The sequence below is a fragment of the Massilia agri genome (assembly GCF_024753255.1).
GTDB lineage: Bacteria > Pseudomonadota > Gammaproteobacteria > Burkholderiales > Burkholderiaceae_D > Telluria > Telluria agri.
Genome location: NZ_JANUHA010000002.1, coordinates 372,803 through 386,663, shown reverse-complemented (window position 1 = coordinate 386,663; position 13,861 = coordinate 372,803). Strand labels below are relative to the sequence as shown.

Sequence of the window (13,861 nt, the reverse complement as noted above, 5' to 3'; positions counted from 1 at the left end):
GGTGCGTCATCCTTGTCCCACCAGGTCTGCCAAGTATTACGTGAGATCCCAGTCTTCCGTTGAAGCCACCCGAACCTCCCTGCTTCCTCAGTTTCCGCACTGATGATCGTTTTCAGGCGTTCATGGATCTGCATCACTACAAACATAAATTTCCACCCCAGTTTTGCTTGACGATGAGAAACACTGCCGATACTATGACGTTTATGCCGTAAATGCGGCATAAATGTACAAAGTACGGCAGTGTAACGGTTAAAGCGTTAAGAAAGCGCTTCTACCTGTTTTTCTTGCCGATTATGAATCTTGTGACGGAAGTTGTCACTGAAGCTGGAAAGCCCCCAATGGTTGAGCTGTTAGATGTCTCGCAACTCGCGGCACTGCTCAGAAAGACGGTTCCCTCAATTCGCAGTGATGTGTCCAGAAATCCAGCCGCCTTGCCTCCGCGTTGCAAGCTGCCGGGATCTCGTCGCTTGCTTTGGCGTGCTGAAGATGTAAATGCTTGGTTGGCCAGCTGCGTCGAAATCAACCCGGACGCGTCTCGTCCGGTTTCTCTCCTGGCGTCAATCCAATCTCCGCGTCGTGGTCGCCCACGAAAGACCGCGTCCGGGAGCAGATCGTGAAAAAGGGTTCCAATAACCAGACGTTCGATTTGTTCGGTGACGTGCAAAATCCGTCAGTTTCTACATCACAGAGTGGAAACCAAGGCGTAGTAGAGCGCTTGAATTGGTGGGTGGCACCTGAACGTGATGCTATGCGGAGCGACAGCGCTTGGTCGAAGGTATTCATCCATCTTCGCGCCGCTGTACATATGCAAGCGCTTACGCTGCCTGCCCGCAGCGCGAGCGAGGACAGCCAGCGTAAGCGCGCTGGCGGCGCGCCCCTTGGTATATATGGCGAAAACGCCGTCACCCTGCCGAAGCGGGGTTATCGTGAGTAATCAGGGAATCGTCACCCTTCCGCTGCCGAAGGGGTTTGGGATCGAGGTCGATCTTGAGTCCGGTGAGGTACGCAAGCAAATCGCTCCTGGCCAGTATGAAGTTGATCAATTCGAGGCGGTAGCAACCAGCTACCTCCTTCGGTCAGCAGCCCGCAAGTTGCTTGCCCGTTTCCGTTGGGTTAAGGCTAGTGGCATGGAAGTTCCTGCATATCGGGTCGTGCGTTGTGGTGTTGCCGTCATCGATCAAAAGCAGGGCGTCGCAATTTATCGTGCCATCCAACATAAGCGCGCTCATTTCGGGGGCATTGTGCAATGTGGTTCGGTATGGCACTGCCCGGTATGTGCCCGAAAAATTGCGGTTCGCCGTCGCGCCGAACTAGTCATTGCCACCAATCGGATGAATGAGTCTGGCGGTGTTTGTGGCCTTCTAACCTGTACTGTTCCGCACGCTGCATCGGATCGCTGTGCTGATGTCTTGGAACGTCTTCAGCGGCTATTTGATCGGCTCAACAGCGGCAAAGCAGCGAAGTCCTTCCGGGATCGTTTTGCCGTCGTGGGCCAGATCAGAGCGCTTGAATTTACCAAGGGGCTCAACGGTTGGCATCCGCATGTCCACAGCCTGTTGTTCTGTGAAAAGCCGGTCCAGTGGCTAGAAGTCGGTAACGCACTATGGTCGCGCTGGGCTTCCGCTGCGTTGAGGGAATACGGCTGGAACCTTCCACGCCTCGCTTTGGATGTGCGAGGCGGGAACACTGCTGGAGAGTATGTCGGCAAGTGGGGCCTCGAATTCGAGGTTGCCGGCGGTTCGCTCAAGTCCGCTCGTGGTGACTCTTTCACGCCTTTCGGTCTTCTCGGCCAGTACAGCGAAGGGGATAAGGCTGCCGGCGAATCCTGGGTGGAATACGCAACGGCGGTTTCGCGAATGGGCCAGGACCGAATCGAAAGTAGCCGCCAGCTTGTCTGGTCGCGTGGACTAAAGGCGCGCTTCCAGATCGCAGATCTCACTGATGAACAAATCGCCGAAGCGCAGGAAGAACCGTCGGTCCTGCTCGGCTCACTGAATTTTGAGCAATGGCTCAAGGTGCTTGGACAACCGTTCGACGCTCGGGTTGTCCTCTTGCAGATTGCGAGTGTCGGAACCTTTGAAGACGTTCTTTCTTTTGTAAACAGCCTTCCTGAATGTCAGGACAAAACACTTTTTTCTAGGAGCTAAACCATGTCTCTCTTCCTCGCGAATAACCGTTTCACGAAACGTACTTACCTCATGAACGCGTACGCCAGCAAGGGCGTCATCAAAGAAACCGGCCAAGCCTACGACTCGACCCACCTGTGGCTGATGTCGCCCCATAAGAATCCTGGCGGCACCTTCGGCCTCGGATACGAAGCAGTCAAATGGGGAGACGCCTCAAATTACGACCGCATCAAGCACATCAATCTGCTGTCGACCGGACCTGTTGAAGTAGAAGTGGAAATCGAAGAGGTCATGCAGGGCAGCGGTGACAAAGAACGCAAAGTAACGGTTGTACATAACCTTCGGCTTATTCAGCCTTCTGACAAGACTGAAGGTGTCGGTCAACGTAAAGCTAGTTAAACAGTGAGTCGTTTTTAGCCGCTAAATTTTTCGAAGAAGGATCTAAATCATGGCCTCGTCCAGTGTTGTCGTGTGCGTTGATACGGCGCAAAACACGTCGGCTGTTGCCGGTACGCCGTGTGGTGAAGGCCAAGGTTTGGTCACGGTTCAAGCTGTGCTCGCTTCGCCGTCTCAATCTCCATATGACGCGGTACAGGCTTCCGGGTTCTTCTTTTTTGGTTTCGGTGTCGTCGTATTCGGTTACTTGCTCGGCTTTGTCGTCGCTGCCGTGCGCAAACCCATTCGTCAGGGCGGTTCCTGACGGACGTTTCCGGGGCGTTTTCCCTGGTCTTTTGTTGGAGTGTTTATGAAGTTCTCGTCCATTCGTGCCAAAGCTGCTCTCGCTGGTGTCATGGCTCTTCCGATGCTGGCTCACGCCGAGGGTGCTACCGATGTCGCAGGTCTTTGGGCATCGATCAGCTTTCTGGACGTAACCGCTGCCATCTTCGGTATCGGCGCGTTGGTGATCGGCGTCGACCTGGCACAGCTCGGTTACATGAAGGTGCGCCGCATCGTCAAGGGCGCACACTAAGCGCCGCCCCTCGCGGGATCGTGTCAGCAGGGGTTGGACTTCGGTTCGACCCCTTTTTTTTCCTTCTCTGGTGGTGATATGGATGCTTCCTGGTGGTATTTAGCTTTCTTCTTTCTAGGTGTTTTCTCCGGCCATGCCTGTGTGCAGGGCCTGAAGGGGTGAACATGCGATCCTTCTTCAAGCTCTTTCTCGTGCGCTGGCTGCTGGCCGTGATCGTCTCGCCTGGCCTCGTATATGCACAGGCTAAACCTGCCTCCATGCAGGCCGCAGTTTCCGCCCTGGTGGTGTCCAAGGCCGGTCAGCGTGGGTTCGCCGCTAACGATCCGCGCATTGCGTCGACCATGCAGGGTATCGGTTCGACCGTCGCTGGGGGCGCTGCTGCTGCCGCTGTTGTTACTGCCGCAGGTGTTACTGCTCCCGCCTGGGTCACTGCTGCCGTGGTGGTGGGCCTTGGGGCGCTCTTCTCAGCTGGTATCAGTCTCGCGGTCGACAAGATCGCTGCTTGGTGGTTCGACTCGGATGGTTCTGTCAAGGTCCAGCTGCCGAGCACCGGTCCTGCTCTGGTCGACTACTTGTACACGATTAGGCCCAACAACGACCAGGATATGCAAGCCTGCGTCCAGACAAGCATTTATAACTGGTGCGACGAGACCGGCCCGAACATTCCAGGATGCCTTGCACCTGGTGCGAGCAACCCTACCAACTTCTGCCGCCCTGGTTGGGCTCCTGATGGCAAGACTTCGACGACGTTTCAGGATGCCATGGCGCGAGCTGGTTATTCCTACCGTACTACGACCGCACCTGGTCCTATTGAGACCAAAACCGCTGCCGATGCGGTCGCCGCGCTGACAGACGAACAGAAGGCCGCGCCGCTCAATCCGGAAGTGCTTGCCGCCATTGCCGATCAGGCCTGGAAGACCGCGTCCGAGCAGCCCGGTTATACCGGTGTTCCATACAGTAGCAGCAACCCGATTACTGCCGCTGACGCCGCAGCGTATCAGTCAGCGAACCCGACGACGTATCCCACTGTTGGCGATGCAGTTGCGCCTGTCACGGCTCCTGCAGGACAACCGGCGTCGGCTCCTTGGACTCCAGTTGTCCCGTCGACCGGCACGCAGCCAAGTACCGGCGGCGAGACTGGCGAGACAAATAATCCGGAATCGAAGCCCATCGACTGGGGCGTGTTTGCCCCACCAGTGCTGGAAGCCACACCGTCTATCGAAAGCATCCTTGATCCGCTATTGAACCTGTGGCCGGCGTGGTCGTCGTTTTCGTTCCCGGCGCACCAGTCGGAGTGCCCTACCCCTTCTTTCTCGCTGCCTGGCAGTGTGCTCAACGGGCATACGCTGCATTTCACGCAGATGTGCGATTTCCTTGAGGCGAACAATGTGCGCGTGGCGTTGCAAGCTGCTTTCGCTGTGGCCTGGGCGCTTCTGATCCTGTTTATCGTCATGGGGGCTTAAGATGGGTGCTCTTCTTTCAAGTGCCGTCGCTTTCCTGGTGCGCACGGTCTTGGTCAAGTTTTTGTTGTTCACCGTGATGTACCTGCTTGTGTCTGCGGTGTGCGGCTACCTAGTGTCGAAGCTGCCGGGGCCTGCCGACCTCAATTCCGCGCTCGCCGCCTGGACGCCTGCCATGTGGTATTTCGCTGACCTCACGATGTGGACGCAGTTTTTCCCTGGTGTGATCTCGGCCTATATCCTGCGCTTTGCGATCCGTCGTATACCCTTCTTCGGCTGACCCATGGCGATCAACTGCTATGTCGGCCTGATGGGCACAGGTAAATCGTACGAGGTCGTTTCGTCCGTTGTGGTTCCCGCGATCCGCGCCGGTCGTCGTGTCGTGTCCAACATCGCTGGTTTAAATAACGATGCGATCCGGGACTATTGCGCCTCCAAGTACGAGCTCGAGCTCGATCAGCTCGGGGAGGTCGTCAACGTCACCGACGAGCAGGTGCGGTCGGCTGAGTTCTTTCCTGACCATTCTGCAGCTCAGGGCGTGCCGCCCGATACGATCGTGCGCCCTGGTGACCTGGTTGCGATCGACGAGGCTTATAAGATCTGGGGTACCGATGAGAAGATTTCGCCAGCGCATCGTGTGTTCTTCCGCGAGCACCGCCATTACACGCATCCTGAAACTGGGGTGTCATGTGATCTAGTGTTGATGACTCAGGACATCAGCGACTTGCATAGGTCGTTGCGTGTCGTCGTGGGTAACAGCTTCAAGACCCACAAGGCCAAAGGCGTGGGTCTGGATAACGTCTATACGATCACGATGTGGGAGGGCTGGAAGCAGCATGCCAAGTACATCGTCAAGGATTGGACGAAGACTTACGATCCTGAGATTTTTCCACTTTACAAGAGCTATTCCGGGACGAAGCAGGGGAAAGAGGTGAATGCCGATTCCCGTATGAACATTTTTGCTGACGGTCGTCTACGCACGAAGATTATTGCCTTTGTCCTGATTGGCCTGTTCATCATTTGGCGTCTTGGCTCCTGGTGGTGGGGCAAGACGCACCCTGAAGCGGACAAATCAGTCGCCTCCGCCGCTGCGACCTCGGCCCTTGCTGCCGTACCTGGGGCGAAGGCTGCACCCAAGCCCGGGGTTTCGTCCTCCGACTATTCGTCTGATTTCCGTATCGCCGGAAGTTTGGCTTCCAATGGTGCCGCCTATGTCGTCTTGATTGGTCCTGCTGGCGTGCGTCTAGTCCCTGAAACCGGCTTCGGTGGCGTCGGGTTTGCTCAGGCCGGCACCGTCGACGGTCGAGTCGTTACGCGTTTTTCCGGTGCTCCTGCCGGTTCTGCTGTAGAGGTCAAAAAGTGAGAAAACTCCTATTCCTGTTGGTCTTGCTGGTCGTATTTTCCGGTCGCGTGTTCGCTGCGCCGTTGCCTCCCGCGTCTTTCGATTTTGACTCGATTCCGCTGGCAGACCTTGTGCGCGTTGTTTACGTCCAGGCCTTTCCGGCCGTGGCTTATACGGTCGATCCTGCGGCGCTACAGGATCGTCGTCCGGTCTCCTTCCGCTGGCGTACTGGTGATGGCGATTTTCGTACGGTGTTCGCTGCCTTCCTGCGCGGCCTTGGTTACGAGCTAGTGACGCGCGGTCGCCTCGACGTTGTTCGTCCGCTGCCAGCCGAGGTCGAGGCCTCCGCGGTTGAGGATGCATCGCGAGAGGTTATCGTGTATCGGCCGCGGTTCCGTGATGGTGCCCAGCTCATCGAAATGGTCGCTCCCCTGTTCAGTGGGCGTTTCACCAGCCAGCGCAGCATGAACATAGCGGCGCCGTCTAGCCCTTCGGTTGGTCCATCGGGTTCCGCTCCTGCGCCTGCTCCGGTTGCGGCGCCTTCCGGATCGCTGCTTGACCTGTCTAACCGAAGGTCTGACGAGATCATCTTTGCAGGCTCGCCGCGTGAGGTTGCCGCGCTGCGCAAGCTGTTTTCTCAGCTAGATGTAGACCCTGGTCAGGTTGTCGTAACTGGTGCTCTGTACGAGGTCAATACCGGCACGCAACAGTCGTCAGCTTTGCAGCTCGCCGCGTCCGTCCTGCGTGGCCGTTTCCGTTTCTCTTTAGGTGCCGCGCAGGAGGCTGGGAACTACCTCAGCCTGGGTGGTTCGTCCGTGACCACGATCATGCAGGCCTTGGACACCGATTCGCGATTTAAGGTACTTTCTTCGCCTTCGTTGCGTGTCGCTTCTGGCCAGACTGCTTCGCTGACTGTTGGTAATGATGTGCCTGTGCTAGGAGCCATTACCTATCCCTCTGGTGGTGGTGCTCCAGTTCAGTCTGTAGACTATCGTTCTTCGGGCGTGTTGTTCACTATCGCGCCTATCGTGCGCGACGCTTCTATTTCCGTGAAGGTCGACCAGCAGGTGTCGTCTTTCGTCGCGACTACTACAGGTGTCAATAATTCCCCTACGCTGACCAAGCGCGAGCTTTCTACCAGCGTGTCTCTGGCTGATGGTGATGTTGTTGTGATCGGTGGACTGCGTGAAGACAAGGACAGTTCAACAGCTTCTCGTCCGCCATTTTGGAAGTCGCTCTTCGGATCGAAGGCCCGCGAGACGGCCCACTCTGAGATCCTCCTATTTCTTCAACTGCGCAAGATCTAGTACCTAAGTACGCCTAACAAAACCCTCTCGTTGCTCTATCGGCAACAGCCGGATACACTGAGCCTTGCCGAACGTCCGCAATCGGCCAAAAGCGGACCTAATGCGGTGAAGACAACTTCATTAGTACCAAGGCAGTGAGCGAACCAAGTTAATCAGCGTGAAATTGTGTGACTTTTCATGTTCAAGCTCCACGTATCATGCTTCTCTTTCGGATCAACGTTGATTCAACATGGCAAACGTAGCTTGGTATTGGGTCGTTTCACTCGCACTGATAGGGATGATCGCGCTCTACCTTATCTTGCGACTTCCTAGCCAGCGCTGGCCGCGAGCAATGGCCGTCACGGCCGTAGGCGCGATTGTGTCTCTATTTTTCGGGGACGCCAGTGCGCTATGGCCCATTCTGCTTTCCGGTTCTGTCCTGACAATTTGTAGTGCAGCAGCGCAGCGCAAATAGTCGCGTCAACCCGTGCATGCAGCCTATGCCAGTTGTCCTCTCAAAGCTGTCGACTAAACGTCCGAAATGGGTCGGTTGCAGCCCTTCGTGACCCTCGTCAGCTTGAATGTCGCATGAAGGCTTGCGCTTCCCACACTCGCGCAGTTTCTTGGCTCTGCTGTACATATATACAGTATGGCATAGTTCATTGTGGTGCTTGCAATACTGGTAACATAATGGTTTGGTAAACAATCTCATGCGCTATGGCTACTTCAAGCAACCCTAACCCGTCTTCTACGTCAACGAGACCTGAGGAAGCGGACTCCCCTGTTGGAACTCTAACAAAAGCCTACGATTTTGCTCAACGTCAGCGCGAGTTCGAGATTTCGCAACTTACGCAACGCAATAACTTTTTTATGATTTTCCAAGGGGTGCTCATTGCAGGGATCGTTCAGTCCCAAGGCACTGCCGCCCCGATCATTACCTTCGCAGTATGTCTGGTTGGCTTGATCACGTCACTTCTTCAAGTCGGGATGGCCGCAGGCTCAAAATTTTGGCAAGTCCGGTGGGAGCGAGCAGCCAAAACTACTGAGATTTGGCTGCTCGAAGAACTCAAAGACTATAAACGAGTCAGCAATTTCCTAACGGCAGATGGTGACTTCCTAACTGCTGACGAGAAACGACGGCTCGCTGACGTAAATCTAACTGCAGCCCGATCGACCGATAAGATTGAGTACGACGCAGGGGCTATCACTGAAGCCAATAAAGTCGAGATAAGTCAAGGAGCGACTACCTGGAGACGCTGGCTTGAAAACCAACTCATCCTAAGCAAATTTTCAGTTAGTCGTATTCCAATCTGGGCCGCTATCACCCTGAGTTTATTTTGGCTCTACCTATTAGTGCCGACAATCTCAATCAATGGAAAAACAGTCGGTCCACTGCCGGGCTACTTTAACTTAGGCGTAGCGCCATTAAAAGTGGAGCCTTCTACGCGGAACGGCACTTAAGAACGCCTAACAAAACGTTCACGTTGCTCTGCAGGCAACAGACGGGTAAACTGAGCCGCACCAAGGGCCGCATTCGGCCAAGAGCGGGCATCCAGACAGTTCGTTAGCAAGATATTCGTTCGTTGTGAAATTCCGCGTATTTTCGCTTCGATCTTTTTGGTAGCGTCATTCCGTTTTACATTGAAAGTAATAGCAAAACGGAACGGCACAACGTGACCAAATACTCTAAGCTCTGGAAAAGCCCGATTCGACTGTTATGTCGGCTGTCGCAGGGTGCGGCCTTTACTGCAAGCCTGTATTTTGCCGCGGCTAATGCCGTCATGGCACAGCACGCGTCATCTCCAGTGACGATGACTTCTGACGATCTCAGCACTCTGTTCGACGAGCATGCCCATCGTGAAATGAAGCAGGCAGACATCGCCGGTGCCGCAATCGTGGTGGTGAAGGACGGCACGCTGCTGTTCGCACGCGGCTATGGATACGCCGACATCGAAAACAAAGTACCGATTTCTCCCATCCGTACTTTGTTTCGTATCGCATCGGTGTCGAAGGTCATTACCTATACTGCTGTGATGCAACTGGTCGAGCGCGGCAAGATTGACCTCGACGCGGACATTGCGCGCTACGTTGACTTCCCTATCCCTGCCAGATTCGGCAAGCCAATCACGATGCGCCACCTGATGTCCCATACGGCAGGCTTCGACGATACGGTGCAGGGACGCTGGGTTAAAGCTGGTGATCTAGGCCCACTTCGTGATTATCTTGTGCGGCACATGCCCGCGCGCCTGTATGCGCCGGGCACAGTACCGGCGTATTCGAGCTATAGCACCACGCTGGCGGGTTACATCGTCGAACGCGTTTCTGGTGAGCCTTTCAATACTTATATTGAAAACCACGTTTTTAAGCCGCTTGAGATGGATTATTCGAGCTTCGCGCAGCCCTTGCCCAGCCACCTAGCTCCACTCCTGGCCAAAGGGTATCGCACGGCGTCCGATGGTCCCAGTCCATTCGCTATCGCACAAGCGGCGCCCGCTACAAGTATGTCGAGTTCGGCAATGGATATGGCGCGCTTCATGCTTGCCCACCTCGGCGCCGACACTGCATCCGCCAAACCCTTGCTGAAGTCCACGACACTGGCAGCAATGCATTCCATACAATTTCGCCACCACCCAGCCGGGCCCGGCATTGCGCTTGGCACCTTCGAAATGGACAGCGCAGGCCCCCGAGTGATCGGGCATACCGGCGACATTCCGAACTATTATTCGGGGATGTATCTTTTCCCGCAACAACGGGTTGGACTGTTTATCGTTCAGAACTCCGAGGCGGGTGGGGACATGCGCAACAAGTTGCTGAGGGTGTTCGCCGCACGCTATTTTGCGCATCCCGCACAGGTTGCCCCACCGTTGCAAATAGTAGCGGCAGAGGGACCGGATGAGCTTTCTGGAAGCTATCGCAGGAGTTGGCGGTTCGATCGTTCGCCCTTATCGCTGAAATCTCTGCTCGTCGAACAAACAGTCGTGCGTTCGGTCGGGCGTGGAAATCTCGTCGTAGACTCGTATGTTGGTCCGAACGGCATTCCTGTCGCGTGGCGGCAGATCGAAGCCGGCGTCTGGCAGAGCTTGGGCGATCCACTCCAACGGCTCTACTTTAAAAAGAATGCAGAAGGAGAGTGGGAGCTGAGCGGCAACGGCGGCCCGCCGAGCATTAGGCAAAAGAGCCCGTGGTACCGACACCAGCTGTTCATGCGAGTCATCTTGATCTCTTCTCTCGTGATTCTACTGCTCAGCTCCCCATGGCAGCTATTGTCCGCCCTGTTTCGGAGTCGTCCCCAAGGGCGTGGTGTAGTGGCGTCTCGCGCGTTGCGAAGGAACCTATTTGTCGGCGCAACCGGTTTCGTTGTACTGGCACCATGGATCGTCTGCGGAGGCGTTACCCTCGCAATCGCGAACGACTTGCTGTTTGTCTCCTCACCAGCTTGCGGCGTGCTCTTGCGTCTCGCCCAGATTCTCGCCTGCGCGGGGGCTGTCGCCACGTTTTCGACACTCTGGATGACGGGTGTCCGCCTTCGCATGTCTGGCGGTTCCTGGGCCGGGCGGATGCACCATGCAGTCCTTTGCCTGGCATGCGTAGGCGCTACGGTAATGGCATGGCAGGGTGGACTGCTCTTCTGGGACGGCAGGTTCTAACGCGTCCGATTAGATGTGTCAGGCCAGTGCTGGAAATCGAAACCGTTACCGACAAGCTGAAAGCAAAAAATCGCTCGCGTCATAGGTCTGCTTTGGGTCGGAAGCGGACGTACGCGCGCCCAGTCGAGGCACTAACATGACGTCCGTGTTTGTAGACGGACTGATGCCATGGCCCGAGCACTTCTTCCTGAAGACCTGTGGTCGCTTATAGCAGCTGATCTTCCGGCCCATCGCCGATCGCCCAAAGGTGGCCGTCCACGTATCGATGACCGCGCGGCCCTGACAGGGATCCTCTTTGTCCTCAAGACTGGAATACCGTGGGAGTACTTGCCGCGCGAACTCGGCTGCGGCAGTGGTATGACATGCTGGCGTCGGCTTCACGAATGGATGCTAGCTGGCGTCTGGCAGCGTATTCACGAGACGATTCTGCGACGGCTCCGCGAACACGACCAGATCATGTGGGATCGAGCTAGCGTTGACGCTGCAAGCGTACCGGCGCCTGCCGGCGGCGAGCACACAGGCCGAAACCCTACCGATCGCGGCAAACTCGGCTGTAAACACCATTTACTGGTCGACGAGCGTGGGCTTCCATTGGTAGCCCAGATCTCGGGTGCGCAGGTACACGACTCGCGTTTCCTCATCCCGTTGGTAGAGTCCGTCCCGGCAGTTAAAGGGCTGGCAGGCCGTGCCCGCAAACGCCCAGGTAAGCTGCATGCCGATCGAGCCTATGCTTCGAGAGCCCATCGGGCTTGGCTGCGCCGTCGGGGAATCGCAGCTCGGATTGCGCGCTACGGCGTGGAGTCACGCGAACGGCTCGGCAGATGGCGGTGGGTTGTCGAGCGTACCCTGGGTTGGCCACACCGCTTTCGCAGATTACGCATACGACATGAGCGGCGAGCAGACATTCACCAGGCGTTCCTTTCACTTGCCTGTTCGCTCATCTGTTGGCGGTATGTCGAACGGTTTTGTTAGGCGCTCTAAAACGGAGCGTGGGTAAAGCCTCGAAGTTCATTGCTTCAGACGAATTTCTTGACGTCCAACGGAGCTACGTTCCCTCGTTTGTGAATACAAGCGAAGCGGTGCAGGACCTCAAGCCTATGTGGTTTACAATGGTCAGGTGCAGAAATTTGCCGGCTAAAATCGCAAACAATGTTCGACCCACAGCAGATTGAATCCATGAGCGAGCGCGAAGAGCGTAGGTTTTGGGCCTGTTGCTTGCGCCTCTTACGTCATGACGATGGCGAGGCAGCCAGGTCGCACCTCCAGGAAGGGCGGCCGATCTACTATTGTGACGATGAGGTGCCAGATGGGTTGATCCGCGAATGGCCCAATGGTCTTAGGGAAATAGTACAGGTAAGTGAAGACTCGACTGTGCTTGTCGTAGGTCGTGATGGGCGAATGTCCTAGCGGCAACTTTTATGCTTTTCAAGGCTTTACCCACGCCTGGTGTTGCTATATTGCAACGTTAAGAAAATTGCTGATTCGATAAAGTGGTTGGCATACAATAAATGAACATCCGTTCATTGACTTACTATGACCATCCAATCAGCACTGGCAAAGTTGCGTCGTCGCCAACCCAACTTCACGACCCTTCGAGCAGCCTTAGAACATAACGAACTGCCAACGAGCAACGGTTGGGCTGGCCTTGAGCGTAAATACGGCGATTTGCAGGTGCCTGCTATGACCGCTTCGTCGTATGCTTCTCGACTTGAAAAAATCTATCGAGATAACGTTGAGTGGGGTAATAAAGCTATACAGTTCGCAGTTTTTGAGCAAAAAGATAGCGCTTTATTGACGAAAGCAATTGCACATAGTTTTGTGCGTGAATACACCCCTACTGTGGCGTTTCCCGCATACGTTTCAGATCAGGAGCTTTCGGATCTAACACTCCGTCCGAAACTTGTGGCAAGCGAGTTGAATACGACCCGTACTGGCGTTACTTTATACTTTTATTCTCGCGCATACGAAACGGAAAGGGAAACGTTTGCTGTCGACGATATGAAGGATGCTGTGTCGCTCAAACGGTTTGCTGGATATGATCAAGTTGTTGCTTATAGGCAGTTAATTTTTCAGCGTATAGATTCGGTATACATTGATGCCAAAAATAAGCGTATCGAGTTCAGGGTCGATGGCACTCGCCTTAAAACTACCGATCGAATGGTGGAAGCTTTGAAAGAGCTCAAAGTCGCTTTTCGCGAATTGATGTCCAATCAAGTAGATAAGGCTTGGGAAAAGGTATCTTTTACATTGGTAAACTTTTTCCCTAAAATTGATTTGCTGTATCATGATAAAAATGGGCATCTTGTTGAGCTTGGTCATAACACTGCGGCAGGCTCTATTAACCATGGGAAAATGCGTGGTCTTAAGGGCAACATGAAAGATGACCCAAGCCACGTAGCAAGCATGTCGGCGTCTGCAACAGAAAAATTTGCAATCCAAAAGGCGTATAGCTATTACAAAGATTTGTCCATTGTTCGTCTTAAGATTCCTGGAAAATCTGCAGATACCGGCTCAGCTACTCCAACCGTCAATATGGCCATTGTGGAAGACTGCATTGATGGAAAACAATTTGAAGATATGATGCAACTACTGAGATGACCGCATCGCAAGTTTCACATTACAAGTTAGCGCTGGATTATGCCTCGACAGATTTTGACGAGGCTGACCCTGTTCGTCTTGCATTTGTGAACGTTGTGAATTTTCTTGTTGCAAATGCTGGTAAAAACATTCGTCATCTTACTTTTGGTATGCTGCGTGAAGCAGCAAAGTTAAACCGAGAGGATGGCGAAATACTTCACCGTACTATCGCCTACCTTACGGGCTCTCGGGCAAATTTGCTAACTATAGGCTATGAGTTTATTGACGAGGATTTCGAATACGAATTATCTGCTGAAGAAGTAGATATATTTTTAGATAGCAGTGAATTTTGCGATCCTAGAACTGGTGAGGAAGTTCCTGATTGCGCGAACTCTATCTACGTGTTCTTTCGCCCTAACTACGCTGCGTTCCATTGATGATTCTTCCGGATAC

At 54.6% G+C, this 13,861-nt stretch carries 14 protein-coding genes; all 14 read left to right on the top strand.

The window, feature by feature from the left end; genetic code table 11:
* Positions 1-613: 613 nt before the first annotated feature.
* The 14 genes from NX780_RS25310 (at position 614) to NX780_RS04685 (ending at position 13,845) form a co-directional block, all read left to right on the top strand.
* Positions 614-934, top strand: coding sequence for a hypothetical protein (locus NX780_RS25310; protein WP_258826701.1), 321 nt, complete (start codon positions 614-616; stop codon positions 932-934).
* Positions 927-2,147, top strand: coding sequence for a protein rep (locus NX780_RS04745; protein WP_258826700.1), 1,221 nt, complete (start codon positions 927-929; stop codon positions 2,145-2,147). The genes NX780_RS25310 and NX780_RS04745 overlap by 8 nt, the downstream gene beginning before the upstream one ends.
* 3 nt (positions 2,148-2,150) lie before the next feature.
* Positions 2,151-2,525: a hypothetical protein gene (locus NX780_RS04740; protein ID WP_258826699.1), complete on the top strand. Its 375-nt coding sequence runs from the start codon at positions 2,151-2,153 to the stop codon at positions 2,523-2,525.
* 49 nt (positions 2,526-2,574) lie between these two features.
* Entirely contained in the window at positions 2,575-2,826 is a 252-nt protein-coding gene (locus NX780_RS04735; RefSeq protein ID WP_258826698.1) for a hypothetical protein, read from the top strand.
* Between the two features lie 45 nt (positions 2,827-2,871).
* Entirely contained in the window at positions 2,872-3,096 is a 225-nt protein-coding gene (locus NX780_RS04730) for a hypothetical protein (protein ID WP_258826697.1), read from the top strand.
* A 164-nt stretch (positions 3,097-3,260) separates the two neighbouring features.
* A complete protein-coding gene (locus NX780_RS04725) occupies positions 3,261-4,559 on the top strand; it encodes a hypothetical protein (protein WP_258826696.1) in 1,299 nt (432 codons plus the stop codon).
* A gap of 1 nt (position 4,560) precedes the next feature.
* Complete coding sequence (locus tag NX780_RS04720; protein ID WP_258826695.1) at positions 4,561-4,836, top strand: DUF2523 domain-containing protein; 276 nt, start codon at positions 4,561-4,563, stop codon at positions 4,834-4,836.
* Positions 4,837-4,839: 3 nt separating this feature from the next.
* Entirely contained in the window at positions 4,840-5,919 is a 1,080-nt protein-coding gene (locus NX780_RS04715) for a zonular occludens toxin domain-containing protein (protein ID WP_258826694.1), read from the top strand.
* Entirely contained in the window at positions 5,916-7,205 is a 1,290-nt protein-coding gene (locus tag NX780_RS04710) for a type II secretion system protein GspD (RefSeq protein WP_258826693.1), read from the top strand. The genes NX780_RS04715 and NX780_RS04710 overlap by 4 nt, the downstream gene beginning before the upstream one ends.
* A 696-nt stretch (positions 7,206-7,901) precedes the next feature.
* Complete coding sequence (locus NX780_RS04705; RefSeq protein WP_258826692.1) at positions 7,902-8,645, top strand: RipA family octameric membrane protein; 744 nt, start codon at positions 7,902-7,904, stop codon at positions 8,643-8,645.
* 212 nt (positions 8,646-8,857) lie between these two features.
* Positions 8,858-10,831, top strand: a complete 1,974-nt coding sequence (locus tag NX780_RS04700; protein WP_258826691.1) for a serine hydrolase domain-containing protein — start codon at positions 8,858-8,860, stop codon at positions 10,829-10,831.
* A 168-nt stretch (positions 10,832-10,999) separates the two neighbouring features.
* A complete protein-coding gene (locus NX780_RS04695) occupies positions 11,000-11,803 on the top strand; it encodes an IS5 family transposase (RefSeq protein ID WP_258826690.1) in 804 nt (267 codons plus the stop codon).
* 561 nt (positions 11,804-12,364) lie between these two features.
* Positions 12,365-13,429: a hypothetical protein gene (locus tag NX780_RS04690; RefSeq protein ID WP_258826689.1), complete on the top strand. Its 1,065-nt coding sequence runs from the start codon at positions 12,365-12,367 to the stop codon at positions 13,427-13,429.
* Positions 13,426-13,845 (top strand): hypothetical protein, encoded by a 420-nt coding sequence (locus tag NX780_RS04685; protein WP_258826688.1) that lies wholly within the window; start codon positions 13,426-13,428, stop codon positions 13,843-13,845. The genes NX780_RS04690 and NX780_RS04685 overlap by 4 nt, the downstream gene beginning before the upstream one ends.
* Positions 13,846-13,861 lie beyond the last annotated feature (16 nt).

Bases quoted from the DNA above. Each gene is read 5' to 3' on its own strand.
- NX780_RS04740 (WP_258826699.1), top strand. From the start codon at position 2,151: ATGTCTCTCTTCCTCGCGAATAACCGTTTCACGAAACGTACTTACCTC.
- NX780_RS04735 (WP_258826698.1), top strand. From the start codon at position 2,575: ATGGCCTCGTCCAGTGTTGTCGTGTGCGTTGATACGGCGCAAAACACG.
- NX780_RS04730 (WP_258826697.1), top strand. From the start codon at position 2,872: ATGAAGTTCTCGTCCATTCGTGCCAAAGCTGCTCTCGCTGGTGTCATG.
- NX780_RS04725 (WP_258826696.1), top strand. From the start codon at position 3,261: ATGCGATCCTTCTTCAAGCTCTTTCTCGTGCGCTGGCTGCTGGCCGTG.
- NX780_RS04720 (WP_258826695.1), top strand. From the start codon at position 4,561: ATGGGTGCTCTTCTTTCAAGTGCCGTCGCTTTCCTGGTGCGCACGGTC.
- NX780_RS04715 (WP_258826694.1), top strand. From the start codon at position 4,840: ATGGCGATCAACTGCTATGTCGGCCTGATGGGCACAGGTAAATCGTAC.
- NX780_RS04705 (WP_258826692.1), top strand. From the start codon at position 7,902: ATGGCTACTTCAAGCAACCCTAACCCGTCTTCTACGTCAACGAGACCT.
- NX780_RS04695 (WP_258826690.1), top strand. From the start codon at position 11,000: ATGGCCCGAGCACTTCTTCCTGAAGACCTGTGGTCGCTTATAGCAGCT.
- NX780_RS04690 (WP_258826689.1), top strand. From the start codon at position 12,365: ATGACCATCCAATCAGCACTGGCAAAGTTGCGTCGTCGCCAACCCAAC.
- NX780_RS04685 (WP_258826688.1), top strand. From the start codon at position 13,426: ATGACCGCATCGCAAGTTTCACATTACAAGTTAGCGCTGGATTATGCC.